Here is a 24,733-nt window from a genome sequence, read left to right as displayed (position 1 = left end):
CGATGCGCTATCGCTGGCTTCTGTCACTGCTGCTTGCCATTGCCCTGCCCGCTCAGGCCCAGACGACACCGCTGGAGGAAGCCTCACTCTACCGGGCCGCGAGCGCCGACGATGCCGCTCCGGTCACCGAGCGTCAGCTCCGCCTGGGGGAAAGCGCCGGCGGCGAGCTGGAACTGAGCGGCCTGACCCCTGCACGCCAGCTCGAGTTCGGCATCCGCGGTGACCGCCTGGTCACCCAGGCGACCCTCGACCTGCGCTATACCCCCTCGCCGTCTCTGCTGGGCGAGGTCTCGCATCTCAAGGTCTACCTCAACGACGACCTGATGGGCACACTGCCGCTGCAGGCCGACGCGCCCGGCAAGTCCCAGCGGGCCCAGCTCGACCTCGATCCGCGCCTGATCCGCGACTTCAACCGTCTGCGCCTGGAACTCGTCGGTCACTACACCAACATCTGCGAGGATCCCTCTCATACCAGCATCTGGGTCGCCATCAACGGGGCCAGCACGCTGACGCTGCGTGAACAGGCATTGCCTCTGGGCAACGATCTCTCGCGGCTCCCCCGGCCGTTCTTCTATCCGCGCGACAACGCCGCGCTGGACATCCCCTTCGTGATGCCCGCCGAACCGAGCCCCGACATGCAGCGGGCCGGCGGCATCGTGGCCTCCTGGTTCGGTACCCACGCCGACTGGCGTGGGCAACACTTCCCGGTGGCCTTCGATGCCCCGCCGAAGCAGCACTCGGTGGTGCTCGCCAGCAACGACCAGCGCCCCGACTTCCTCGCCGACTACCCCGAGGTCGATGGCCCGACCATCGAGTTGATCGGCCATCCCGACTCCCCCTATGCCAAGCTGCTGCTGATCCTCGGCCGCGATGCGGACGACCTGGTCGAGGCCGCTCGTGCCCTGGCACTGGGCGAGGTCCTGCTGCGCGGACAGAGTGCCAGCGTCGAGGCCGTCGATACCCTGGAACCACGCTTTCCCTATGATGCACCGGCCTGGATTCCCACCGACCGCCCCGTGAGTTTTGCCGAGCTGATCGACTACCCGACGCAGCTGCAGGCCGATGGCATGGAACCCCGCCCGCTGAACCTCGACCTGCGGATCCCACCGGATCTGTTCGTCTGGAGCGACGACCAAGTCGACCTGGAACTCGGCTATCGCTACACCCCACCCTCCGTGGACGCCGGTTCACGACTCGACGTGAGCATCAATAACCAGTACCTGCAGTCGTTCCCGCTCACCGCCGAGGGCGACAACGCCAGGAGCAACGGCTTCCAGGTCCCCGTGCTGCAGGACTGGCTGGGCCGGCAACCCCGTGTCGACATTCCCGCGCTCAAGCTGGGCGCCCTCAACCAGCTGCGTTTCGATTTCGCCTATGCCAACCGCGTGGGCGGCGCCTCGCCCGAGGAATGTCGCACCGTGGTGCCGGTCCCCCACCGGGTCAGCATCGACGAACAGTCGACCATCGACTTGTCGGGCTTCCCCCACTATCTGGCGATGCCGGCACTGCGTACCTTCACCAATGCCGGCTTCCCGTTCAGCCGCCTCGCCGACCTGTCACAGACTCTTGTTGTGACCCCCGAGACACCGTCGGCCAGCGAGCTGTCGACCCTGTTCGACAGCCTGGGCCGCATCGGTGCCCAGACCGGCTATCCCGGCGTGGCGGTCCGCCTGACCGATGACTGGAGCGACGCCCGCGACATCGATGCCGACGTACTGGCCCTCGGCGGCCTGCCCGACAGCCTCGCCGACCACGAGTCCGTCCTGGCGCTCGGGGACGACGCGCGGAGTCGCCTGCGCATCGCCAGCTCAGGGTCCCCGCGCCCCGGCGACCTCGGCAGCGAGGCGAACCCCGCCGACCGCGAGGTCACCGTGAGTGCCCACGGCAGCCTGGCGGCGCTGGTCGGCATGCCCTCGCCGTACCACGACGAACGCAGCGTGGTCGCCATGCTCGCGCCTCGGCCTGCCGACCAGCGCCTGCTCAACGACACCCTGAATGACCCGGCGCGGGTCGCACAGATTCACGGCTCGGTCAGCCTATTCCGCGACTCGGGCGTGACCAGCCAGCGGGTCGGCGAGCGCTACTATGTCGGCCACCTGTCGTGGCACCAGTGGCTGTGGTACCACCTGTCCGCCTACCCCGGGTGGATCGCGGTCATCGCCGGGCTCGCCGTGCTGCTGGCGGCCTTCCTGCTATGGCGCATCCTGCGCCGTATCGCCGCGCGTCGCCTGGACGCCGGCAAGGAGTAGAGCATGCTGCGCGCCGTGCTACTGGCCCTGGCCCTGCAGGTCGTGGCCCTTCCGCTGCAGGCGGCCGACCACGACTGGCCCGCCTGGGCGCGATTCAAGGACAACCTGATCGACGACAGCGGCCGCGTCATCGACCCCTCCGACCCGCGTCGGATCACCACCTCGGAGGGGCAGAGCTACGCCCTGTTCTTCGCCCTGGTCGCCGACGACCGCGACACCTTCCAGCGGATACTCGACTGGACGCAGGAGCATCTGGCCAAGGGCGACATGGGCACGACGCTGCCCGCCTGGCTCTGGGGGCGGCGCGACGACGACCGCTGGGGCGTGATCGATGCCAACAGCGCCGCCGACTCTGACCTGTGGCTCGCCTATACCCTTCTGGAGGCCGGCCGCCTGTGGCAGCGCCGCGATTACCGGGTGCTGGGGCAACGCCTGGCCGGGCGGATCGCCCAACAGGAAGTCGTCGACCTGCCCGGCTTCGGCAAGATGCTGCTGCCGGGTCGCCTGGGCTTCACGGGCGACACCCTGTGGCGGCTTAACCCCAGCTATATGCCGCCGCAGCTCATGGCCCGCCTGAGCGACCTTGGCGAGCCCTGGCCGGGGATCGCACGCCGGGTACCGACCCTGCTCATCGACAGCGCCCCACGAGGGTTGGCGCCGGACTGGGCCGCCTGGCGCCCGGACCAGGGCTGGCGGCCGGATCCCCGACATGGTTCGGCCGGCGACTACGATGCCATTCGCGTCTACCTGTGGCTGGGCATGCTCGCCGACGACGCCCCCCACCGCGAAGCGCTGCTCACGCATTTCCTGCCCATGCGCGACCTCACCATCGAGCGTGGCGTCCCCCCGGAACGCATCGATGCCCAAAGCGGCGAGCCCCGGGGCGATGCCAATGTCAGCTTCTCCGCCGCCCTGCTGCCGTTCCTGGTGGCGACCGCCGGCGACGACTCCGCCGCCATGCGTCAGCGCCAGCGGATCGCCAGGAACCCCGTCGATGCCGAGGCGTACTACGGCCAGGTACTGACGCTGTTTGGCGTCGGCTGGGACCAGGGGCGCTACCGCTTCGCCGCCGACGGCACCCTACACCCGGCCTGGGATGCCCCATGAGAGATACCCGCCTGCTGTCCACGACCGCCCTTTGTGCCCTGCTGAGCGCCATGACCTCCCCCTTGCTCGCCCAGCCGCTGCCCGACGACGTGCCTCATGAAACCCGCGTCTCGCCCACCGCCTGGCTGCTCGAACAGGTACGGCTGGGCGAAGCCCGGCACAACGAGGCGATCGTCGCCCAGGCGCTGGACCGGCTGAGCGCCATCGCTCCGGACGACCCACGCCTCCTCGCCGCCAAGGCCCGGCAGGCCCTGCGCCGCGGTGATGTCGACCAGGCCGAACGACTGGTCGAGCGCCTGGGCCGGCTGGCAGCGGACAGCGACGCCTACCGGCTGGCACGCCTCAACCTGTCGCTGGCGGATGGCGAGTCCAGCAATGCCCTTGGACGGGCCCGCCTGCTGGCCACCGCGGGACGGCTCGAGGCGGCCAAGGAGGCATACGACACGCTGTTCGCCGATGGCCTGCCCACCCTGCCCCTGGCGCTCGAATACTGGCAGCTGGCCGCACGCCTGCCCGGCGGCAGCGAACGCGCCATCGAGGCGCTGCGAGACTGGGAGACGCGCTACCCCCAGAGCCCCGAGCTCGGCTTCGCCCTGGCACGCCTGCTGCTTGGCGAGGACCGCCAGGCCGAGGCCGAACGCTACCTGTCACGCCTCTCCGAGGACTCGGGCTCGCGCCTCGCCGCGGCCCGCCTATGGCGCGACATGCTGCGCGAGGCGCCGGCCAGCGAGGCCAGCGTGGCCGCCTGGGAACGCTTCCTGCGACGCTTCGACACGACCGAGTATGCCGAGGAGGCCCGGCGGACCCTGGCCGAGCAGCGGAGTCTGCTGGCCGACCCCGCCTATCGGGCACGCCAACGCGGCCTGGCCCGGCTGACCCAGCAACAGGGCACCGACGCCGAGAGCGACATCCTGCGCGCGCTGGAGGCCTACCCCGAAGACGTCGAACTGATCGGCGCGCTGGGCGTCATTCGCCTGCGCCAGGGGCGCCACGAGGCCGCCCTGGCGCGATTCGAGCGCGCCCAGGCGCTGGACACCAGCGGCCTCAGCGGCGACAAGTGGGCCACTTTGATCGCCACCGCGCGTTACTGGCAACAGATACGACAGGGCGATGACGCCCTGGCCGAGGGTGCCCTCGAGCAAGCCGAGCGGGCCTACCGCATCGCCAGCCGACTGCAGGACGACGCTCCCCGGGGCTGGCTGGGGCTGGGCGACGTGGCACGACAACGCGGTGAAGCGGGGAACGCCGAACGCGCCTACCGTCAGGCCCTCGCGCGGTCGCCCGGCTCGGCCACGGCACTGACACGGCTGACCGAGCTGTATGCCGCGCAATCCCCGCAACGCGCCCTGGCCTTCATCGACGGCCTCCCGGCGGCACAGCAGCGCCTGCTGGCCGAGACCCGGACCGCATTGCGCCTCGACACCCTGAGACGCGAAGGCGAGCGCCTGGTCGAAGAGGGCCGCTGGGACGCGGCGGCGCAGCGCTTCGATGAGGCCCGCACGCTGGCACCCGACGATGTGTGGCTGACCTACGCCCTGGCCCAGGCACTGCAACGCCAGGCCCGGACGACGCGCGCCGATGCCGCCTTCGCGGACCTGCTGTCGCGGCTCGCGACACCGGAGGCGCTCGCCCAGGGGCGCTATGCCCAGGCGCTCTACCTGTCCAGCGGCGATCGCGACCAGGCGGCGCTGGATAGCCTGGATCGCATCCCGCCGGATCAGCACGACGACGATATCCGCGCCCTGCGACGGCGCCTCGAGCTCGGCCACCTCCTGACCCGTGCCGAGCGGCTGCGCGAGGCCGGCCAGGCCGAACAGGCCAGGCGATTGCTCATGGCCCAGGGCAACCATGCCGACCTCGAGCAACGCCTGGGCGACTGGGCGCTGGCCGATGGCGCCCCCACCCTCGCCGCGCATCATTATCGGCGCGCGCTGCGCCTGGCCCCCGACAGCGTCGACGCCCGCCTCGGGCTGGTGGATGCGGCGCTGGCCGGGGGGGACGACGAGACTGCCCTGCGGACCCTCGCCGCCTTCACGCCGCCCGAGGATGATCTCAATGCACAGCGCCGCACGGCCAATGCCTGGTCGGCGCTCGGCGAACCGGCGCGGGCACAGCGCCTGGCCGATGCCTTCGTCGCCCCCCCCGCGGCGAGCGACGATGCCTTGCTGTGGCGCGACGCGGCACGCATCGCCGGCACGGCGGGAGACTCGACCACGGCCCTGACACGCTATCGACGCGCGCTGGCCATCGTCGAGTCGAGCGACCCGGCCATGCTGGACGACGATGCGGCGTTCACCCGCGCCCTGCGCACCCGGAGCGACGACGGCTGGCTGGCCGCCAGCGTGCGTGCCGACGCCTCCGACCTCTACCGGGCTGACCGCACGGAAGTCCGCATCGACCGCCTCGTCCAGAACGAAAGCGGCACGGAGGGCACCTCGTCCCTCAGCACCACCACCGACATGCTCGAAGTGGACACCCCGCTCGGGAGCGGACGCGGCGTCCTGCGGATCGACCGGGTCACACTGGATGCCGGGCGACTGGAACGCGATGCCGACGGCCTGAACCGCGACGTCTTCGGCACCTGCGCCGCCACGGGCTGCCGGCGCGACCTCGACCAGCAGGACAGCGGCGTCAGCATCGGCCTGGGCTGGTACGACGAGACCTGGCGCGTCGATGTCGGCACCACGCCGATCGGCTTCACCGAGACCGACTGGGTCGGCGGCATCGAGTACGACGGCGAGCTCGGCCCGCTGTGGGCCACCGCCGACCTCTCCCGCCGCCCGATCACCAACTCCCTGCTCAGCTATGCCGGCGCCCGGGACCCCAACACGGGCAAGACCTGGGGTGGTGTTCGCGCCACCGGCGTCGACCTCGGCCTCGGCTACGACCAGGGCGGCCCCAACGGCGTCTGGTCGAGCCTCGGCGTGCACCATCTGGACGGCGAGAACGTGCCGGACAACCAGCGCCTGCGGCTGATGGGCGGCGTCTACCACAAGCTGGTGAACCGCCCCAACGAGCGCCTCAGCATCGGGGTCAATGCCCTGGCCATGCGTTACCGCGAGAACCTTGGCGGCTACTCGTTCGGCCAGGGCGGCTATTACAGTCCGCGGCGTTACCTGTCACTCAGCCTGCCGGTCGGCTATCGGCACCGCACCTCCGACTGGAGCTACTCGCTGGAGGCCGCCGTCTCCCACTCCTGGACGGAAACCGGCTCCCGCGAGCGCTACCCACTGGGCGATGCCTTGTCGGCCTCGCTGCCCGACGCCACGGCCCGGGAGGCGAGCAGCCACGGAGGAGGCATCGGCTTTTCCGCCGCGGCCACCCTCGAGCGGCGCCTCACCGCACACTGGCGGGCCGGCCTGGCCGTCGACGCCCAGCATTCGGAGGGCTACTCGCCGAATGCCCTACAGTTCTATCTGCGTTTCTCTCCCGCGCCGTGGCAGGGCGATCTCGACTCGCCGCCGACACCGCTGACGCCCTATGCCGATGACTTCTGAGCGCACCTCCCCATATCGACACAAAGCGTCGTTGCAGCGTGAGACTTGACCACGCCGGGCTCTGCCATGCTATCTAGAAGATATCGCCATCGCCTTCGTCGACACAGGAGAGTCGCCCATGCAAGTGAAGACCAGCCCCGAGTGCCCGAAGTGCGGCAGCCGCGTCAAGCGCCTGCCCCCGGGGCGTCAGGACCAGTATCACGTCTACTGCGACGACTGCGGCCACGACTTCGGCCGCTATGACTACCTGCAGGCCCAGTTCCGCCACCTGCTCGACGACGTGGAGGCGCACCTGAAGGAGCACGAGGAGTCGGACGACAAGCCGTCCTGACGCGGTATCTCGCCTGGAAATGAAGACGCCCGGGCCAGAGGCCCGGGCGTCTTGCGTCTCGCGGAGGGAATCAGCCCAGCCAGCGACGGGCGTTGCGGAACAGGCGCATCCAGGCGCCGTCCTGGGTCCACTCGGCCGGGCGCCAGGAGTTGGTCACCGCGCGCACCACGCGCTCCGGGTGCGGCATCATGGCGGTGACGCGGCCGTCGGGCGTGGTCAGGCCGGTGATGCCCGAGGGCGAGCCGTTGGGGTTGGCCGGATAGCGAGTGGTCACCTGGCCGTAGTTGTCCACGTAGCGCAGCGCCACCTGGCTGGAACCCTGCATGCCGCGCAGGTGCGCGCTGTCGCGGAACTCGGCGCGGCCCTCGCCGTGGGCCACGGCGATCGGCAGCAGCGAGCCTTCCATGCCGGAGAGCAGGATCGACGGGCTCTCCTCGACGCGCACCATGGCCACGCGGGCCTCGAACTGTTCGGACTCGTTGCGCACGAAGCGCGGCCAGGCCTCGGCGCCGGGGATCATCTCCTTGAGCTGGGACAGCATCTGGCAGCCGTTGCACACGCCCAGGGCGAAGCTGTCGTCGCGGCCGAAGAAGCCGGCGAACTGCTCGCGGGCACGCTCGTTGAACAGCACCGACTTGGCCCAGCCGCCGCCGGCGCCCAGCACGTCGCCGTAGGAGAAGCCGCCGCAGGCCACCAGGCCCTTGAACTCCTCGAGGCCGATGCGACCCTCGAGGATATCGCTCATGTGCACGTCGACGGCCTCGAAGCCGGCGTTGTCGAACGACCAGGCCATCTCCAAGTGGCCGTTGACGCCCTGCTCGCGCAACACCGCCACCGCCGGCTTGGCGGTATTCACGAACGGCGCAGCGATGTCCTCGTCGACATCGAAGCTCGGCTGGGCGGAGAGGCCCGGATCGCGGCCGTCGAGCAGGCCGTCGAACTCGCTCTTGGCGCACTCGGCGTTGTCGCGCAGCGCCTGCATGCGATAGCTGGTCTCGCTCCAGGTGCGCTGGGCCAGCAGTCGAGTGGTCTCGAGCAGCGGCTCCTCGAACAGGGTCACGCGGACCTGGTCGTCGTAGCGCGGCCGGGCGATCACGCCGCAGCTCTCGAGGCCGGCGCCGGCGAACTGCGCCAGCACTTCCTCGGTGTGCTCGCGCGGCACCTGGATCACCGCGCCGAGCTCCTCGGCGAACAGCGCGTTGAAGGCATCGGCGGGCTCGTCGATCAGCCAGTCGAGCTTGATCTCGAGGCCGGCGTGGGCGGCGAAGGCCATCTCCAGCAGGGTCACCAGCAGGCCGCCATCGCTGCGGTCGTGGTAGGCCAAGAGCTTGCCGTCGGCGTTGAGGCCCTGGATCACGGTGAAGAACGCCTTGAGGTCCTCGGGGTCGTCCAGGTCCGGGCACTCGTCGCCGACCTGGCCGTAGACCTGGGCCAGCGCCGAGCCGCCGAGGCGGTTCTGGCCGCCGCCGAGATCGATCAGGATCAGGTCGGACTCGTCCTGGGTCAGGTCGATCTGCGGGGTCAGCGTCTTCATGGCGTCGGTGACCGGGGCGAAGCCGGTGCTCACCAGGGTCAGCGGCGAGGTGATGCTCTTCTCCTCGCCCTCCTCGTCCTGCCAGGCGGTGCGCATGGACATGGAGTCCTTGCCCACCGGCACGGCGATGCCCAGCGCCGGGCACAGCTCCATGCCCACGGCGTGAACGGCGTCATACAGCGCCTGGTTCTCGCCCGGGTGGCTGGCCGCACTCATCCAGTTGGCGGAGAGCTTGATGTCGCCGAGCTTGGCGATCGGCGCGGCGGCCAGGTTGGTGATGGTCTCGGCCACCGCCAGGCGGGCACTGGCCGCCGGATCGATCAGCGCCACCGGCGGACGCTCGCCCATGGCCATGGCTTCGCCGGCATGGGTATCGAAGGTGGCGGTGGTCACCGCCACGTCGGCGACCGGCACCTGCCACGGGCCGACCATCTGGTCGCGGGCCACCTGGCCGGTGATCGAGCGGTCGCCGATGGTGATCAGGAAGTTCTTGGAGGCCACGGTGGGCAGGCGCAGCACCCGGTCCATGGCCTCGCGCAGGTCGAGGTTGTCGAGCATGATGCCCGGCATCTCGCGGCTCTCGCGGCGGAACTCGCGGGTCATCTTGGGCGGCTTGCCGAACAGCACGCTCATCGGCAGGTCGACCGGCCTGGTGTCGAAGTGGCCGTCGCGGACCTCCAGATGATGCGCCTCGGTGGCCTCGCCGACCACGGCGTAGGGGCAGCGCTCGCGCTGGCACAGGGCATCGAAGGCGGCGAGGTTCTCCGGGGCCACGGCGAGCACGTAGCGCTCCTGGGCCTCGTTGCACCAGATCTCCAGCGGGCTCATGCCCGGCTCGGCGTTGGGCACCTCGCGCAGCTCGAAGCGGCCGCCGCGGTCGCCGTCCTTGACCAGCTCCGGCAGGGCGTTGGACAGGCCGCCGGCGCCCACGTCATGGATGAAGCAGATCGGGTTGTCGTCGCCCAGCGACCAGCAGCGGTCGATCACTTCCTGCACGCGGCGCTCGATCTCGGGGTTGTCACGCTGCACGGAGGCGAAGTCCAGGTCGGCGCTGGAGGAACCGGAGGCCATGGAGGAGGCCGCGCCGCCGCCCAGGCCGATCAGCATCGACGGCCCCCCCATCACGATCAGCTTGCCGCCGACCGGGATCTCGCCCTTCTGGACGTGGTCCTCGCGGATGTTGCCGTAGCCACCGGCGATCATGATCGGCTTGTGGAAGCCGCGACGCTCGACGCCGTTGGCGCCCATGGCGTCCTGCTCGTAGCTGCGGAAGTAGCCGGTCAGGTTGGGGCGGCCGAACTCGTTGTTGAAGGCGGCGCCGCCGATCGGCCCCTCGAGCATGATCTCGAGGGCGTTGACGATGCGCTCGGGCTTGCCGTAATCGAAGGCCTCCCAGGGCTGCACGAACTCGGGGATGCGCAGGTTGGAGACGGTGAAGCCGGTCAGGCCCGCCTTGGGCTTGCCGCCGATGCCGGTGGCGCCCTCGTCGCGGATCTCGCCGCCGGCGCCGGTGGCCGCGCCCGGGTGCGGCGCGATGGCCGTCGGGTGGTTGTGGGTCTCCACCTTCATCAGGATGTTGACCGGCTCCTGATGGGCGGCGTAAACGGCGCGCTCGGCGGCGTCGCCGGTCAGCGGCGCGGCGAAGAAGCGGCCGGCCCGGCTGCCGCGGATCACCGCGGCGTTGTCGCTGTAGGCCGAGAGGATGTCGTCCGGCGAGGCTTCAAAGGTGTTCTTGATCATCTTAAACAGCGAGCGCGGCTGCGCCTCGCCGTCCACCACCCAGTCGGCGTTGAAGATCTTGTGGCGGCAGTGCTCGGAGTTGGCCTGGGCGAACATCATCAGCTCGACGTCGGCCGGGTTGCGGCCCAGGCCCTCGAAGGCCTCGCACAGGTAGTCGATCTCGTCCTCGGCCAGCGCCAGGCCCAGTTCGACGTTGGCCTCCTCCAGCGCCGGGCGGCCGCCGCCGAGGAGGTCCACCTGACCGAGCGGCGCCGGCTCGTGGTGAGCGAACAGCCTGGCGGCATCGGAGGCGTCGAACAGCACCGTCTCGGTCATGCGGTCGTGGAGCGCCGCGAGCACCGCCTCATAGGCCTCCTCGGAGAGCTCGCCGGCGAAGCGCACCCGGTAGGCGATGCCGCGCTCGAGGCGACGGATCTGGCTCAGGCCGCAGTTGCGGGCGATGTCGGTGGCCTTCGAGGACCAGGGCGACTGGGTGCCGATGCGGGGTACCACCAGGAACAGGCGCCCCTCGCCAAGGGCGCCGCTATCGTGGGCCGGGCCGTAGTCGAGCAGGCGCTCGAGCAGGCGGCGGTCGTCGCCCTCCAGCTCGCCGTCGTGGTCGACGAAGTGCACGTAGTCGGCGCCGAGCGCCTCGACCTGTGGAGCCACGGCGTGCAGCGCTTCGAGCAGCTTGGCATGACGGAAGGCGGAGAGGGCGGGCGCGCCACGCAGTTCGAGCATATCCTGGGGCCTCTGAAACAAGCAGAATGCAGTAAAGACGGGGCCGCGGCCGGCGGCAATGAGCGCACATGATACTGGAAAGCGCGGGCGGCGAGAAATCGGCGTGGATGACAGCTTCCGAGGCGCTGGGTAAGGTGACATCACCCATCGCATCCCGACATCACTATGCTGGCATCCTTGCTCGACCATCTGCGCCGGCGGCGGCGCCACTACGCGACCCTGTGCGCGCTGCTGGGGCTCGGCCTGATCACCGATCGTCCCCACCGCGCCTCCGAGGCTCAGCTCGAGGACGTGCGGGCGCGTGACTTCCTCAACATCCAGACCCGCAACACCCCCACGACCTACTACGAGGGCCGTCAGGGGCCGACCGGCTTCGAATACGAGCTGATGCGCCGCTTCGCCGACTATCTGGGCGTCAGCCTCAACCTGGACGCCGATCACAACATCGCCGAGGCGCTCGAGGCGGTGCGCCGCGAGGGCGATCTCGGCGCCGCCGCCCTGCCGCTGGATCCGACCCGCGACGGGCTGATGTACAGCCGACCGATCATGCCGCTGCAGCCGCTGCTGGTGTATCGGCGCGGCCTGCCGCCGCCCGCCGAGATCGCCGACCTCGAGGGGCTTTCGATCGGCACCCTGAGCAATACCGGCACCGATCGGGTGATGCACGAACTGCAGGCCGAGCACCCCTGGCTGAGCTGGCAGGAGGCCGATGATATCGAGGTCTCGGCGCTGCTCGGCCGGGTGAGCGACGGCACCCTGGACGCCGCCGTGGTCTTCGAGCGCCAGTTCCGTCTCAATCGGCTGTTCTTCCCCGAGGTGGAGGACGGATTCCGGCTGGGGCGCCCGCTGTCGCTGGCCTGGGCCTTCCCCAGCGAGCGCGGGCTAGGCCTGCTGCGCGAGGCCAACCGTTTCCTCGCGACGCTGCAGGACAGCGGCCTGCTGGCCCGCCTCGAGACCCGCTACCTGGGCCGCGACGACTATCTGGAGTACGTCGGCGCACGGACCTTCATCGGCCATGTCCACGAACGGCTGCCCGAGTACGACACGCTGTTCCGCGAGGCCGCCCGGCAAAGCGGCTTCGACTGGAAGCTGCTGGCCGCGGTGGGCTACCAGGAATCCCACTGGCGCCCTCAGGCCACCTCCCCCACCGGGGTGCGCGGCCTGATGATGCTGACCAACGCCACCGCCGCCGAGATGAACGTGTCGAACCGGCTCGACCCGGCTCAGAGCATCGACGGCGGCGCGCGCTACCTGCGCTCGCTAAAGGATCGGCTGCCCGAGTCGATCACCGGGGAGGACCGCTTGTTCATGGCCCTGGCCGCCTACAACGTGGGCCTGGGCCACCTCTACGACGCCCGTCGCATCGCCGAGATGCGCGGCGGCGACCCCGATGCCTGGGAAGACGTGCGCGATGCCCTGCCCCTGCTGCAGGAACGCGAATGGTTCAGCAAGACCCGCTACGGCTATGCCAGGGGCGGCGAGCCGGTCATCTACGTTCGCAACATTCGCCGCTACCACGAGATCCTCGCCTATGTGGACCGTAGCCGGCAGCAGTTCCATCGCCTCAGCGCCCGCCAGCCCCTGCCCGCGGACGACACCCGCTTTAACCGCGTGCCGCCGAGCGGCTGAGGGCCGTTCATGAAACACGCCCCGTCGAGCTGACGCCCCGCGGGCTCAGCGATCGTCGGAGGCGGCCGAGCGACGCTCGGCGAAGAAGGCCTTCAGCAGCTTCGAGACCCGGGCGGCCAGCACGCCGCCCTCCACCGCCACCCGGTGGTTGTACCAGGGCTGGGCGAACAGGTTGGCCTTCGATTCGACCATGCCGGTGCGCGGTTCGGCGGCGCCGTAGACCACCCGCGCCAGCCGCGCGTGGATGATCGCCCCGGTACACATCAGGCAGGGTTCCAGGGTCACGAACAGGGTGCAGCCGTCGAGACGGTAGTTGCCGAGGCGCGCCCCGGCATCGCGCAGGGCGCGGATCTCGGCGTGGGCGCTGGGATCGTGGCCGGCCACCGGCGCGTTGTAGCCACGGCCCACGATCTCGCCTTCGGCGTCCACCACCACCGCGCCCACCGGCACCTCGCCGGCCTCCCCGGCCAGCCGCGCCTGCTCGAGGGCGCGATGCATGTAGAACTCGTCACTGCGCATGGCCGCCGACTCCCGTAGACTACTGACAATGAAACATTCGTATGACTGCCCGGCATGTGCGGATGCCGTGGCCCATGGAGGATACCCGGAATGAGCGACACCCTGAACGATCTGGTCGACCTGCTGCGCCTCGAGCCCCTGGAAGAAAACCTGTTCCGCGGCCGCAGCCAGGACCTGGGCCTGCCCCAGCTGTTCGGCGGCCAGGTCCTCGGCCAGGCGCTCTCCGCCGCCACCCACACGGTGGATGACAGCCGGCGGGTGCACTCGCTGCACGGCTATTTCCTGCGCCCCGGCGACGCCAGCCGCCCGGTGGTCTATCAGGTCGACGCGGTGCGCGACGGCCGCAGCTTCACCACCCGCCGTATCACCGCCATCCAGAAGGGCCGGCCGATCTTCTTCTGCAGCGCCTCCTTCCACGGCCAGGATCACGGCCTCGACCACCAGCCGACGATGCCCGAGGTGCCCTCTCCGGAAACGCTCGACCGGGCCAACCTGCACGAGCGCTTTCCCGGCCATCCCATCGAGTTCTGCCACGTCGAGGAGGACGCCGTTCCCGGTCGCCCGGCGCGCAAGCGACTGTGGTTCCGCCTCGCCGGCGAGCTGCCGGACGATCCGGCACTGCACCGCTACCTGCTCGCCTACAGCTCGGACTTCCACCTGCTGACCACCGCGCTGGTGCCCCACGGCAAGCGCTTCGGCGACCCCGACCTGCGCATCGCCAGCCTCGACCACTCGCTGTGGTTCCATCACGACGTCAGGGTCAACGACTGGCTGCTCTACGACATGGACAGCCCCTGGGCCGGCGGCGCCCGCGCCTTCACTCGCGGCAGCATCTACGACCGCCAGGGCCGCCTGGTCGCCTCCAGCACTCAGGAAGGCCTGACCCGGCTGGATGAGTGAAGACATCGACCATCTCGGCTTCAGCGCTCTAGCTCGAGAATGTTCTATGCATCCCCGAAGCCGGGTTCCTCCTTCACGGGGTCCATATCATACTCAGGGTGTCTGTCCGCTTTTTCAGGCCATCATATGATCTTACCCAGCACTGGTGGACACCGGTCTAAGCGATCATTCGAGCCTCGAAGGCATCTACAGTGACGACCAACAAGCCAGGACCCGCTTCATCCTGCGCCCGCTTCAGTACGACCTGCTCGACAGCAACTCTAGCCGCATGCCTCATGCAGCGCTGGAGATCGGCCGCACCGAAATCGATCTCGCCTCAGGAACATCCAAGCTACACGAACTCGAACTTTTCAACGTCACCAATCTGCTGGCCCGTCGGATTCCCCTGCCTTCCCTGCCGGATATGGCCTGGCATGCATCCAGCGGTTTTGCGTCCTCTCGACTGGATTGCAGCCACTGCCTAGACGGGCACGCCACGTTTCTGGCCGGAAAGTCTTTCCGTCTCGGCCACCGGTCTCTTCCCTTCATCATGACAGGAGGCCAGCTCCGCAGTGAGCGCCATCAGGAAGGACCGGCAGCCCCCATGCTTCAGCTGGGCTTGCTTTATGACTGGGAACCCGGGCAACGCAGCCTGCTGCAAATCACCCATGCCGATGGCCTGAAAGGAGAAGAAAGTCGACGCACACAATGGCTTCTCGAGCACCGCATGGCGGTGGGGCAGCAGCTGGATCTGAGAGCGAGGTGGGAAGGTGACGACAATGCCCAAGAGTTGGGGCTGGGAGTTTCGTGGTATTTCTGATGGCATTTACCGCCCTAGCCATTCGCCAGCGCCCCGCAGCAGGCTACAGCTGACTCCATCACGATAAACGGCCACTGCGAATCGTCGCAAGCGGCCGTTTTTCATGGTTTTTCTGGTGCCGGCGAGTGGACTCGAACCACCGACCTACGCATTACGAGTGCGTTGCTCTACCAGCTGAGCTACGCCGGCGTGCCGAGCATCATACGGCCCGGCACGCCGCGCTGCCAAGAGGCCTCAGCGCCCGACAGGCAGGCCAGCAGGCGTGCGCCGCGTCGACGGCCACTCCGGGTTTCACGATCGTTCATCTGACTGGCATCCCTCACGGCACGAATCGCCCTTCCCTAACGCGTCGGAAGGTTATCGGCCAGGATGGGAGAGGCTTGAGCGGGGCACCGCGTCCGGGGGAGTCCCTGTCGCCGGGAGAGACGTTCGGCGAAATGCGGGAGAAGGAAAGCAGAAAAAGAAGAGGTGGCCGGCACGCGGCGTCCGCGAGGTCGCGGACCGCCAGGATCAGGTGCCGGTCGGGCCGTGCGCCTTAGATGTAGGCGTAGGCCATGCGGCTTTGGAAGTTGCGATAGGCGTTCTCGGTCATCACTTCCAGTACGCGGTAGGCACGCTTGCCGAAGCGCTTGGCCAGGGAAGGACGGGCAGTGGCAGTCGTCATGAGGTGACCCTTGCATCGGTGAGTGTGGAATGGATTATACCTTAGTCTAACGACTTTGGTCTAATCCGCCACTGCACCTCCCTCGACGCCTCTCATCTACCACTCCTCTCCTGCCATCCCTCTCTGCCCCCTTAATGCCCGATGGTCAGGCCGATGGCACCGCCGCCTCATCGGCCATCGCCGCAGACCAGCCCATACGACGCCGCGCCTCCGCCGCGTCGTCGCGCGGATCGTGATGCCAGAGCCAGCCGAAGCGCCGCTCCAGTTCCGCGACCAGGCTCGGCTCGTCGGCACCGATGCCGGGGCCGGCGTACTCGTAGAGGTCGCCCGCCTCGCGTGACGTGGCCTGCACGCGGCAGGTACGCGCATGCCGCACCGCCTCGAAGGCCGCCAGCACCGCGGTGACGTTGCCGCGACGGCACTCCGGGTCGCCCAGCAGGCTGGCCAGCACGTAGGCATCCTCCAGCGCCTGGCCGGCGCCGGCACCCTGATGCGGCAGCATGGCGTGGGCGGCATCGCCGGCGATCAGCACTCGGCCGCGGACATATCGCGGCAGTTCGGGTAGCTCGTGCAGCGCCCAGCGGGTCGGCTGATCGATGCAGCCGAGGATCGCCCTGGAAGCGGCGCCCCAGCCAGGGAAGTCGCCGAGCATCGCCTGGCGGTCGACCTCCGCCACCCAGGGCGCGCCCTCGGGCAGCCGCGGCTCAGGCGAGGAGCGGTCGGTGACGAAGGCCACCACGTTGATCAGCGTCGCCTGCTTCACCGGAAAGGTCAGGAGATGGCGGTCCTCGCCCAGATACATCTGCGGCACCACGGCTAGCCGCTCGTCAACGCCGGCCTCGCGCATCACCTGGCGCAGTCGCTCGACGGGCACCAGCCCGCGATAGGCCTGGGTGCCGCTCCAGCGCGGCGCGAAGGCACCAAATTCCTCGACCGGCAGCACGTGCTCGCGCACCGACGACTTGATGCCGTCGTAGCCGATCAGGATATCGCCCAGAAAGGTGCTGCCGTCCTCGAAGCGCACGCTGACGCCCTCGGCGTCCTGCGTCACCTCCTGACAGCGCTTGCCGAAGTGGGCGATACCCTCGGGCAGATGGGCGACGATGGCATCCAGGAAGTCGGCACGATGGACCGAGGACTGGCCGACACCGGGCGCCAGCGAGGCGGTCAGGTAGGCGTCGTCGCGCCCGCGACGCCACTCGAACCAGACGTCCTCGAAGGGCGCCGGCGAGGCATCGGCGATGTGCCGATAGGCGTCTTCCAGGCCGAGCAGCGAGATCGCCCGCACCGCATTGGGCCCGAACGAGACCCCGGCGCCGATCTCCGAGAAGCGCTCGGCAGCCTCGAACAGATGCACCTCTAGGTCGGGATGCCGAGCGAGGGCAACGGCGAGGGCAACGCCCCCGATGCCGCCGCCGACGATGCCGATGCGAAGGCGCGATGCCGGGGAACGCGGGGTGATGTTCATTGTTGTCATGGTCGCTTCCTGTCAGGGACGAGGGATGTCGCCTCACGCTAGGCCGCCACACTGCAAGTCACCACGAAGCGCGCTTCATGGTGGACATAAACGCCACTAATATTCTTTTTTAACAAGAAGTTAACGCCCGCATGGCGAACCGACACGGGACCTTTGTCTAGGTCGCAAAATGCCGCCATCCGTGGCTTTCTCCACGGGACACGACATCCCCGGACACGGCCCATATGCGCAAGCTCTCACAGATCGATACCAACCTGCTGGTGGTATTCGACCTGCTCTATCGGCACCGCAACACCCAGCGTGTCGCCGAGCATCTCGGCCTGACCCAGCCCGCGGTCAGCCATGCCCTGAAGCGCCTTCGCACGCTGCTCGACGACGAGCTCTTCGAGCGTACCTCCCGTGGCCTGATGCCGACGCCCTACGCCACGCAGCTCCACGAGCCGGTCGAACAGGGCCTGGCCCACCTGCAGGAGGCGCTCACCCTCACCCACGACTTCGACCCGACCACCAGCCAGCGCACCTTTCACATCGCCATGAGTGACATCGGCGAGATCTACTTCCTGCCCCGGCTGATGTCGCGGCTGGCCGAGCTGGCCCCGGGCGTCTCGCTCGAAAGCGTACGCAGCGATCTTCACGACATGAAGCAGGACATGGAGGAAGGTCGGGTCGACCTGGCGGTGGGGCTGATTCCGCAGCTGGGCGCCGGCTTCTATCAGCAGCGGCTGTTCGTGCAGCGCTACGTCTGCCTGATGCGCGAGGATCATCCCCTCGCCGCAGGCGACTTCTCGCGGGACGACTTCGTCTCGGCCCGGCACCTGGTGGTGGAAGCCAGAGGCACCGGACACGGCCGGGTCGAGGAGTGGCTGGTCAAGGGCGGCATCACCCGCCCGGTGCGGCTGCGGCTGCCGCACTTCGTCGCCATGCCCTACATCGTCAGCGACACCGACCTGGTGGTGACCGTGACCGACAAGCTGGCCGAGGCCACCGCCGCTCGCTTCGGCCTGCGCGCCATGCCGCATCCGCTGTCGCTGCCCGAAGTGCCGATCAACCTGTTCTGGCACCGCCGCTTCCACCGCGATGCCGGCAATCGCTGGCTGCGCCGCCTGATCCACGAGATGTTCGCGGAGGACTGACGGCCCGGCGGCCCGGCGATCCGACCGCCGGCCGCCCTCTCCGCTCGGTTCACGCTCAGTTCGCGCTGTCGGACGCCTGCTCCGTTTCCTCGCGCCGCGCGAAGCGGCGATGCAGGACATTGTAAGCGATGGCGCCGATCACCACGCCCCAGAAGGCCGAGCCGAGACCCAGGAAGCTGACGCCGGAGGCCGTGGCCAGGAAGGTGATCACCGAGGCCTCGAGATGCTCCTTGCGCGCGGCGAAGGCGCTGACGTTGCTGGCGATGGCGCCGATCAGCGCCAACCCGGCCAGCACCGCCACGAACTCCCCGGGCAGCGAGGTGAACAGCAGCACGATGGTGCCGGCGAAGGTGCCGCCGATCAGGTAGAACAGGCCGTTGGCGATCCCCGCCACGTAGCGCTTGTCGCGGTCCGGGTGCGCCTCCTCGCCGGTGCAGATCGCCGCGGTGATCGCCGCGATCACCGTGGTGATGCCGCCGAAGCAGGCGGTGGCAAGCGACGTCAGGCTGGCCACGGTGACGATCGGCCTGGCCGGCGTGTTGTAACCGGAGGTACGCAGGATCGCCATGCCCGGCAGGAACTGCCCGGTCAGGCTGACCAGCACCAGCGGGATGGCCAGGCCGAGGGTGCCCTGCCAGGTCCACTCGGGCGCGATGAAGGTCGGCGAGGCCAGCTGCACGCTGACGCCGTCCAGGCTCGCGCCCTCCAGGGCCACGGCCAGGCCGATGCCGACGATCAGCAGCCACACCAGGCAATAGCGCGGCGTCAGGCGCTTGAACACCAGATAGGCCAGCAGCATGCCGATCATCAGCGCCGGCACCGTGGCCAGCGACTCGAACACGCCGACCCCGAACTGGAACAGGATGCCGGCCATCATGGCGCTGGCGATGCCGGGCGGAATCAGCTGGATGATGCGATCGAAGGAGCCGCTCACGCCGATCACGAAGATCACCGCCGCCGCGGTGAGATAGGCCCCCACCGCCTCGTTGAGCGAGAGCTCCGGAAACAGCGTCACCAGCAGCGCCGTGCCCGGCGCCGACCAGGCGGTCACCACCGGCACCTTGAGCCACAGGCTGAGGCCGATGCCGGAGACGGCGGCGCCGATCGAGATCGCCCACACCCAGGAGGTCATCATGGCCGGGGAGATATCGGCGCTCTGGGCGGCCTGGAAGAAGATGGCCAGCGGGCCGGCATAGGAGATCAGTACCGCCACGAAGCCGGCGGTGACGGCGGGAATCGACCAGTCCTTGAAGCGTCGCATGGCGAGTTCCTTGGCATGAACCGGGCGGAGACGCCGAGCCGGCGCCACCGCGAGAGAAAAAAGGCCCGTGCGCTGCCAGGCAGCCACGGGCCAACGGAGAAGACGGTATCGCGAAGCGGGCCCGGTGTCAGGCGCCGGGCTCGTGGGCGGCCCGGCGAATGAACTCGAAGTCCTTGGTCTCGAACACCAGCGAGATGAACACGCCCAGCACCAGGGCCCAGAAGGAGGCGCCGATGCCGAGGATCTGCAGCCCCGAGGCGGCGATCAGGAAGGCGAACAGCCCGCCCATCTCGTGCTTGCCACCGGCGAAGGTCATGTACATCGCCGAGGTGATCACCTTGAGCAGCGCCAGGCCGGCGACGATGGCGACGAAGTAGGACGGCATCGCCTCGATCAGGCTGATCACGTAGCCGTAGAACGGCGCGCCCACCACGAAGATGGCCCCGGCGATCACCGCCGCCACCCAGCGCTTGTCCAGCTTGCCGGCCTCCGGCGAGGAGCAGATGCCGGTCATCGGCGCCGCGATGCAGGTGCTGTGCAGGTTGAAGAAGGACGAGATCATGGTCGCGAAGCCGCCCACCGCGGTGATGGCGTTGGCCGGCACTTCCTTGTAGCCCATGCCCTTGACCAGCCCCACGCCGGCCGGCGTTTCCATGCCGACCAGGATCAGCGCCAGCGGCAGGCCGTAGGCCAGGAAGGCCTCCAGGGTGAAGGTCGGCACGATGAACTCGGGGAAGGTCACCGAGAACTCGACGCCGGAGAAGTCGATGCCGGCGTAGGCCATGTAGGCGATGCCGGCCAGCATGGCCACGATCAGCGGCGGCACCCGGCGCAGGAAGCGCGCCGACAGGAAGAAGGCCAGGATCATGATCGCCGCCGGCACGATGGCGTGCTCGAGCGGTGCGACCATGTTGAGGCCGAACTTGAGCAGCACGCCGCCGACCATGCCCATCACGATCGGCATGGGAATCAGCTTCATGACGATGCCCATCACCCCGGCAAGCCCGGCCACCAGCGCGATGGCCCCGGCGATCAGCGAGGCGCCGAGGGCCGCTTCCACCCCGACCACCGGGATGATGGCGGCAAACAGTAGCGCGCCGGGAATGGAGTTGGCCATCGGCAGCGGCAGCCGATAGTAGGCGGGCATGATCAGGCCGAACAGGCCGTTGATCAGCAGGTAGGCGATGACCCAGAGCATGATGAACTGCGGGTCGAGCCCGGCGGCGGTGCCGGCGCCGACGTGGATCACGCTGGCGCTGATGCCGAAGAGCCCTGCCACGATCCCCGCGCTGACGTTGTCGACGTTGAGGTCGCGGATGAAGTCAGCCGGCGCATGCCGCAGGCTGACGCCTTTCTCGAGATGTTTCATGCTGTGCTCCGAAGATTGTTGTCATTGGTATCAGGGGCTGGCCGTCGGAGGCCGCCCCTGGCGGGGCGGCTTTGGCTGGCGTTTGGCGCTACCCGAGGTCTCCCCCGGCCACCGGCAACACACTGCCGGTGATGTAGCTCGCTTCATCGGAGGCCATGAACAGGATCGGCGCGGCCATCTCGTCCAGGGTGCCGTAGCGGCCGAACAGGCAGCTCTGCCGGGTCTGGTCGATATGGGCCTGGAACCAGGCCTGCTCGGTCTCGTTGCGCGGTTCCGGGGTGCCGCGCGAGATGCGTCGCGGCGGCGCCTCGGTGCCGCCGGGCGCCGTGGCCACCACGCGGATGCCGTGCTCGGCGTACTCGAAGGCCAGCGACGCGGTCATGGCGTTGACCCCACCCTTGGCCGCCGAGTACGGAATGCGATGAATGCCGCGGGTCGCCGCCGAGGAGACGTTGACGATCACGCCGCCGCCCTGCTCCACCATGGCCGGCAGCACCGCCCGACAGCACCACAGCGTCGGCATCAGCGAGCGGGTGATCTCGGCCGAGATTTCGTCGGCGCTGAACTCGGTGAACGGCTTGAAGTTGATCGCCCCGCCCACGTTGTTGATCAGGATGTCGATGCGGCCGAAGTGCGCCAGGGCCTCGCGCATGGCACCTTCGGCTCCCTCGAAGGTCTCCAGGTCGGCCAGCAGAGCGATGGCATCGACGCTCTGTTCGGTCAGCTCGGCGGCCACGTCACGGACGATCTCGGCGCGATCGACCAGCGCCAGCCGGGCGCCCTCGGCGGCCGCCTGCTCGGCGACACGCCGACCGATGCCCTGGGCGGCGCCGGTGATCACCATCACCCGGCCCTGGAAGCGTGCTCGGCTCATGCGGCCTCCCCGGGCGCCTGGTTGGGCGTGAACTTCTCGTAGTGGAAGCTCTGCGGCGCGATGCCCTGCTCGTCGAAGTGCTTGAGCACGGCGTCGACCATCGGCGGCGGCCCGCACAGGTAGACGTCGACGTCGCCGTCGTGCAGCACCTCGGCCTCCATGTGATGGGTGACGTAGCCCTTGCGCGGATGCTCGCTGGCCTCGTCCACCACCACGGTGGCGTAGGTGAAGCTCGGCAGCCGCTGCCGGATCGCGTCCAGGGCATCGGTCTTGACCAGATGGTCGTCCTTGTTGACGCCGTAGATCAGATGGATCGGCTGGTCGCATCCCTTCTCCACCAGCTGCTCGAGCATGGAGAGGAACGGCGCCAGGCCGGTGCCGCCGGCCAGCATCAGCACCGGGCGGGTGATCTCGCGCAGGTAGAAGCTGCCCATCGGCCCGGTCAGCTCGAGGCGTTCGCCCGGCTTGCACTGATCGGTGAGATAGCCGCTCATCAGCCCGCCTGGCACGTTGCGGATCAGGAAGGTGGTCCGCGTCTCGCCCGGCCTGGAGCTGAAGGAGTAGGAGCGATGCGCGTCGGTGCCCGGCACGCCGATATGGAGGTACTGGCCGGGCAGGAAGGCCAGCTCGGCGCCGTCATCCAGGTCGATGGCCAGCTCGATGCTGTCCTCGGAGAGCTGCTCGACCTCGGCCACGGTGCCCTCGAGCCTGCCGACCGCGGTCTTGCACAGGGTCGAGGCCACCGGCACCTGGATGACGCAGTCGGTCGACGGCACCATCTGGCAGGTCAGCACCTGGCCCTCGGCGGCCTCCTCGTCGGACAGCGCCTCGTCCAGGTACTCGTCGCCCAGGTCGAAGGTGCCCTGCTCGCAGTGGCCCTTGCAGGTGCCGCAGACGCCGTCGGAGCAGTCCATGGGCAGGTTGACCTTCTGCCGGTAGGCGGCGTCGAGCACGGTCTCGCCTTCCTTGCAGCCGATGAAGCGGGTGACCCCGTCTTCGAAGTTGAGCGCGATGGTATAACTCATGGTCGTTCTCCTCACCCGGTCCGGGCGACGCGATCAGATGTGATAGACGTCGATGACCTGGTGGATGTAGTCGTTGTTCAGGATCACCTTCTTGCGGGTGATCAGCGGCACCTCGCCCGACACGTCCAGGGTGTAGAAGGAGGTACCGAAGAACTGGTTGGTCTGCTGGTAGCGGTGGCTCAGGGTGTGCCAGTTGAAGCGCAGCTCCACCGTGTCGCCCTCCTGCTTCAGCACCTCAAGGTTGCTGATCAGGTGGGTGGTGCGTGGCTCGGGAATGCTGGTCGCGCCGCTGCGCTCGGTCTTGATGCGGTAGACCCGGTCCTCCAGCCCCTCGCGGTTGGGGTAGTAGATCAGCGAGATCTCGGACTGCGGGTCCACGGTCAGCTCGTCGTCGTCGTCCCAGGCCGGCATCCAGAACTCCGCGTCCTGGCGGTAGCAGGCCAGCCACTCGTCCCACTGGCGGTCGTCGAGCAGACGGGCCTCGCGATGCACGAAGGCCTGAATATCGAGATAGTTCATGCGGAAGCCTCCTCGTTGGCGCCGACCGTGGCGATAAACTGGCTGCGTTCCTTGTCGATGGCGCGCAGCATCTCCTCGACCCAGTGCTGGTGGTGCAGCACGTAGAGCCCCTCGTCTTCCGGCGATGCCCCGCTCAGCAGGGGCTTCATGTCGATCGCCCGGGCGTTGTCATCGGCGCCCTCGATCCACTGCTTGGCGCCGCGGCTGAGGTCGTTCCACTCGGCGTCCTCGCCGGCATAGCCGGTCTGGCAGGCGCGGAACTCTTCCAGATCGTCCGGCGTGCCCATGCCCGAGACGTTGAAGAAGTCCTCGTACTGGCGGATGCGCAGCGCGCGGTTCTCGGCCGACTCGCCCTTGGGCGCGAAGCAGTAGATGGTCACCTCGCTCTTGTCCACGGACAGCGGACGGATCACCCGGATCTGGGTCGAGAACTGGTCCATCAGGTAGACGTTGGGGTACAGGCAGAGGTTGCGGGTCTGGTTGACGATGGAGTCGGCCCGGGCCTCGCCCAGCTCGGCCTCGATCTCGTCCTTGCGGGTATAGACCGGACGCACCTCGGGGTTGAGCAGCCGGGTCCACAGCATCATGTGGCCGTGATCAAAGGAGTAGAAGCCGCCCTGGCTCTTCGACCAGCCGTCGGCGTCCACCGCCTTGGTGCCGCCGGCGTCGTAGTTGCGGCGGTCCATGGTCGAGGCGTAGTTCCAGTGCACGGTGCTGACGTGGTAGCCGTCGGCGCCGTTCTCCGCGCCCAGCTTCCAGTTGCCGTTGAAGGTGTACGAGGAGGTGCCGCGCAGGATCTCCAGGCCTTCCGGCGCCTGGTCGACGATGTTGTCGATGATCTTGGTGGTCTCGCCCAGGTACTCCTCGAGCGGCTTCACGTCGGTGCTCAGGCTGCCGAACAGGAAGCCCTTGTAGTTCTCGAACACCGGCACCCGCGTGAGATCGTGGGAGCCCTCGCTCTTGAAGGCGTCCGGGTAGGCGCCGGTCTTCTCGTTCTTGGCCTTGAGCAGCTTGCCGTCGTTCTTGAAGGTCCAGCCGTGGAACGGGCAGGTAAAGGTGCCCTTGTTGCCGCGCTTCTTGCGGCACAGGGTGGCGCCGCGGTGGGCGCAGGCGTTGATCAGGGCATGCAGCTCGCCCTGCTTGTCACGGGTGATAACCACCGGCTGGCGACCCATGGTGACGGTCATGTAGTCGCCGGGCTCGGCGATCTGGCTCTCGTGGGCCAGGAACAGCCAGTTGCCCTCGAAGACGTGCTTCATCTCGAGCTCGAAGAACTCGGGGTCGGTGAAGATGCTGCGATGCACGCGGAAGGTACCGGCCTCGGCGTCGTCGACGACGGCACCGCGGACGCGTTGTTCGAGACGATCAAGCTTGCGGGTCATGATC

18 protein-coding genes and 1 tRNA gene are annotated in these 24,733 nt (G+C 68.6%); 8 read left to right on the top strand and 11 right to left on the bottom strand.

Annotated elements, in window-relative coordinates:
* Positions 1-2 precede the first annotated feature (2 nt).
* The 4 genes from bcsB to ACGTNF_RS11070 all read left to right on the top strand — a co-directional run bounded on the left by bcsB (position 3) and on the right by ACGTNF_RS11070 (position 7,184).
* On the top strand, positions 3-2,249 hold the full coding sequence (bcsB, locus tag ACGTNF_RS11085) for a cellulose biosynthesis cyclic di-GMP-binding regulatory protein BcsB (protein ID WP_394601779.1): 2,247 nt from the start codon (positions 3-5) through the stop codon (positions 2,247-2,249).
* Positions 2,250-2,252: 3 nt separating this feature from the next.
* The gene (bcsZ, locus tag ACGTNF_RS11080; protein ID WP_394601778.1) at positions 2,253-3,356 is read left to right on the top strand and encodes a cellulose synthase complex periplasmic endoglucanase BcsZ; all 1,104 of its coding nucleotides are present in this window, start codon (positions 2,253-2,255) and stop codon (positions 3,354-3,356) included.
* Entirely contained in the window at positions 3,353-6,853 is a 3,501-nt protein-coding gene (bcsC, locus tag ACGTNF_RS11075) for a cellulose synthase complex outer membrane protein BcsC (protein WP_394601776.1), read from the top strand. The genes bcsZ and bcsC overlap by 4 nt, the downstream gene beginning before the upstream one ends.
* Positions 6,854-6,971: 118 nt before the next feature.
* On the top strand, positions 6,972-7,184 hold the full coding sequence (locus ACGTNF_RS11070; RefSeq protein ID WP_394601775.1) for a hypothetical protein: 213 nt from the start codon (positions 6,972-6,974) through the stop codon (positions 7,182-7,184).
* Positions 7,185-7,254: 70 nt separating this feature from the next.
* On the opposite strand, the gene purL is transcribed toward ACGTNF_RS11070, so the two are convergent.
* Positions 7,255-11,178, bottom strand: coding sequence for a phosphoribosylformylglycinamidine synthase (purL, locus tag ACGTNF_RS11065; protein ID WP_394601774.1), 3,924 nt, complete (start codon positions 11,176-11,178; stop codon positions 7,255-7,257).
* Positions 11,179-11,343: 165 nt separating this feature from the next.
* Between purL and mltF the strand changes: the two genes are divergently transcribed.
* On the top strand, positions 11,344-12,807 hold the full coding sequence (gene mltF / locus ACGTNF_RS11060) for a membrane-bound lytic murein transglycosylase MltF (protein ID WP_394601773.1): 1,464 nt from the start codon (positions 11,344-11,346) through the stop codon (positions 12,805-12,807).
* Positions 12,808-12,852: 45 nt separating this feature from the next.
* On the opposite strand, the gene tadA is transcribed toward mltF, so the two are convergent.
* Entirely contained in the window at positions 12,853-13,326 is a 474-nt protein-coding gene (gene tadA, locus ACGTNF_RS11055) for a tRNA adenosine(34) deaminase TadA (protein WP_016853599.1), read from the bottom strand.
* 90 nt (positions 13,327-13,416) lie between these two features.
* Between tadA and ACGTNF_RS11050 the strand changes: the two genes are divergently transcribed.
* Positions 13,417-14,226 carry an acyl-CoA thioesterase gene (locus ACGTNF_RS11050; RefSeq protein ID WP_394601772.1) on the top strand — a complete coding sequence of 270 codons (810 nt, stop codon included), beginning with the start codon at positions 13,417-13,419 and terminating at the stop codon, positions 14,224-14,226.
* A gap of 145 nt (positions 14,227-14,371) precedes the next feature.
* Positions 14,372-15,025, top strand: a complete 654-nt coding sequence (locus tag ACGTNF_RS11045; RefSeq protein ID WP_394601771.1) for a DUF7840 domain-containing protein — start codon at positions 14,372-14,374, stop codon at positions 15,023-15,025.
* Positions 15,026-15,138: 113 nt separating this feature from the next.
* Here ACGTNF_RS11045 and ACGTNF_RS11040 read toward each other — a convergent pair.
* The 3 genes from ACGTNF_RS11040 to salA all read right to left on the bottom strand — a co-directional run bounded on the left by ACGTNF_RS11040 (position 15,139) and on the right by salA (position 17,166).
* Positions 15,139-15,214 (bottom strand) — tRNA-Thr (locus ACGTNF_RS11040).
* Between the two features lie 346 nt (positions 15,215-15,560).
* Positions 15,561-15,689, bottom strand: coding sequence for a hypothetical protein (locus ACGTNF_RS11035; protein WP_394601770.1), 129 nt, complete (start codon positions 15,687-15,689; stop codon positions 15,561-15,563).
* Positions 15,690-15,834: 145 nt separating this feature from the next.
* On the bottom strand, positions 15,835-17,166 hold the full coding sequence (gene salA, locus ACGTNF_RS11030; RefSeq protein ID WP_394601769.1) for a salicylate 1-monooxygenase: 1,332 nt from the start codon (positions 17,164-17,166) through the stop codon (positions 15,835-15,837).
* A 224-nt stretch (positions 17,167-17,390) separates the two neighbouring features.
* On the opposite strand from salA, the gene ACGTNF_RS11025 reads away from it, so the two are divergent.
* Positions 17,391-18,299 (top strand): LysR family transcriptional regulator, encoded by a 909-nt coding sequence (locus tag ACGTNF_RS11025; protein WP_394601768.1) that lies wholly within the window; start codon positions 17,391-17,393, stop codon positions 18,297-18,299.
* Positions 18,300-18,354: 55 nt separating this feature from the next.
* Here ACGTNF_RS11025 and ACGTNF_RS11020 read toward each other — a convergent pair whose 3' ends face one another.
* From ACGTNF_RS11020 to ACGTNF_RS10995, 6 genes are all read right to left on the bottom strand, one after another.
* Positions 18,355-19,560, bottom strand: coding sequence for a benzoate/H(+) symporter BenE family transporter (locus tag ACGTNF_RS11020; protein ID WP_394601767.1), 1,206 nt, complete (start codon positions 19,558-19,560; stop codon positions 18,355-18,357).
* 127 nt (positions 19,561-19,687) lie between these two features.
* Positions 19,688-20,929 (bottom strand): benzoate/H(+) symporter BenE family transporter, encoded by a 1,242-nt coding sequence (locus ACGTNF_RS11015; protein WP_394601766.1) that lies wholly within the window; start codon positions 20,927-20,929, stop codon positions 19,688-19,690.
* A gap of 88 nt (positions 20,930-21,017) precedes the next feature.
* Positions 21,018-21,803 (bottom strand): benzoate diol dehydrogenase BenD, encoded by a 786-nt coding sequence (gene benD / locus ACGTNF_RS11010; protein WP_394601765.1) that lies wholly within the window; start codon positions 21,801-21,803, stop codon positions 21,018-21,020.
* Entirely contained in the window at positions 21,800-22,828 is a 1,029-nt protein-coding gene (gene benC, locus ACGTNF_RS11005) for a benzoate 1,2-dioxygenase electron transfer component BenC (RefSeq protein ID WP_394601764.1), read from the bottom strand. Before benC ends, benD begins: the two co-directional genes overlap by 4 nt.
* A gap of 33 nt (positions 22,829-22,861) precedes the next feature.
* A complete protein-coding gene (gene benB, locus ACGTNF_RS11000) occupies positions 22,862-23,347 on the bottom strand; it encodes a benzoate 1,2-dioxygenase small subunit (RefSeq protein ID WP_394601763.1) in 486 nt (161 codons plus the stop codon).
* On the bottom strand, positions 23,344-24,729 hold the full coding sequence (locus ACGTNF_RS10995) for a Rieske 2Fe-2S domain-containing protein (RefSeq protein WP_394601762.1): 1,386 nt from the start codon (positions 24,727-24,729) through the stop codon (positions 23,344-23,346). Before ACGTNF_RS10995 ends, benB begins: the two co-directional genes overlap by 4 nt.
* Positions 24,730-24,733: the final 4 nt, after the last annotated feature.

Source organism: Halomonas sp. B23F22_10 (genome assembly GCF_043496975.1).
Classification (GTDB): Bacteria; Pseudomonadota; Gammaproteobacteria; order Pseudomonadales; family Halomonadaceae; genus Halomonas; species Halomonas smyrnensis.
Note: the sequence above shows the minus strand (reverse complement) of the source record. Positions and strands in the feature narration are given on the sequence as shown.

Bases quoted from the DNA above. Each gene is read 5' to 3' on its own strand.
- ACGTNF_RS11015 (WP_394601766.1), bottom strand. From the start codon at position 20,929: ATGAAACATCTCGAGAAAGGCGTCAGCCTGCGGCATGCGCCGGCTGAC.
- benB (WP_394601763.1), bottom strand. From the start codon at position 23,347: ATGAACTATCTCGATATTCAGGCCTTCGTGCATCGCGAGGCCCGTCTG.
- bcsC (WP_394601776.1), top strand. From the start codon at position 3,353: ATGAGAGATACCCGCCTGCTGTCCACGACCGCCCTTTGTGCCCTGCTG.
- mltF (WP_394601773.1), top strand. From the start codon at position 11,344: ATGCTGGCATCCTTGCTCGACCATCTGCGCCGGCGGCGGCGCCACTAC.
- ACGTNF_RS10995 (WP_394601762.1), bottom strand. From the start codon at position 24,729: ATGACCCGCAAGCTTGATCGTCTCGAACAACGCGTCCGCGGTGCCGTC.
- benD (WP_394601765.1), bottom strand. From the start codon at position 21,803: ATGAGCCGAGCACGCTTCCAGGGCCGGGTGATGGTGATCACCGGCGCC.
- ACGTNF_RS11035 (WP_394601770.1), bottom strand. From the start codon at position 15,689: ATGACGACTGCCACTGCCCGTCCTTCCCTGGCCAAGCGCTTCGGCAAG.
- tadA (WP_016853599.1), bottom strand. From the start codon at position 13,326: ATGCGCAGTGACGAGTTCTACATGCATCGCGCCCTCGAGCAGGCGCGG.
- salA (WP_394601769.1), bottom strand. From the start codon at position 17,166: ATGACAACAATGAACATCACCCCGCGTTCCCCGGCATCGCGCCTTCGC.
- ACGTNF_RS11070 (WP_394601775.1), top strand. From the start codon at position 6,972: ATGCAAGTGAAGACCAGCCCCGAGTGCCCGAAGTGCGGCAGCCGCGTC.
- benC (WP_394601764.1), bottom strand. From the start codon at position 22,828: ATGAGTTATACCATCGCGCTCAACTTCGAAGACGGGGTCACCCGCTTC.
- ACGTNF_RS11050 (WP_394601772.1), top strand. From the start codon at position 13,417: ATGAGCGACACCCTGAACGATCTGGTCGACCTGCTGCGCCTCGAGCCC.
- ACGTNF_RS11020 (WP_394601767.1), bottom strand. From the start codon at position 19,560: ATGCGACGCTTCAAGGACTGGTCGATTCCCGCCGTCACCGCCGGCTTC.
- bcsZ (WP_394601778.1), top strand. From the start codon at position 2,253: ATGCTGCGCGCCGTGCTACTGGCCCTGGCCCTGCAGGTCGTGGCCCTT.
- purL (WP_394601774.1), bottom strand. From the start codon at position 11,178: ATGCTCGAACTGCGTGGCGCGCCCGCCCTCTCCGCCTTCCGTCATGCC.
- bcsB (WP_394601779.1), top strand. From the start codon at position 3: ATGCGCTATCGCTGGCTTCTGTCACTGCTGCTTGCCATTGCCCTGCCC.
- ACGTNF_RS11025 (WP_394601768.1), top strand. From the start codon at position 17,391: ATGCGCAAGCTCTCACAGATCGATACCAACCTGCTGGTGGTATTCGAC.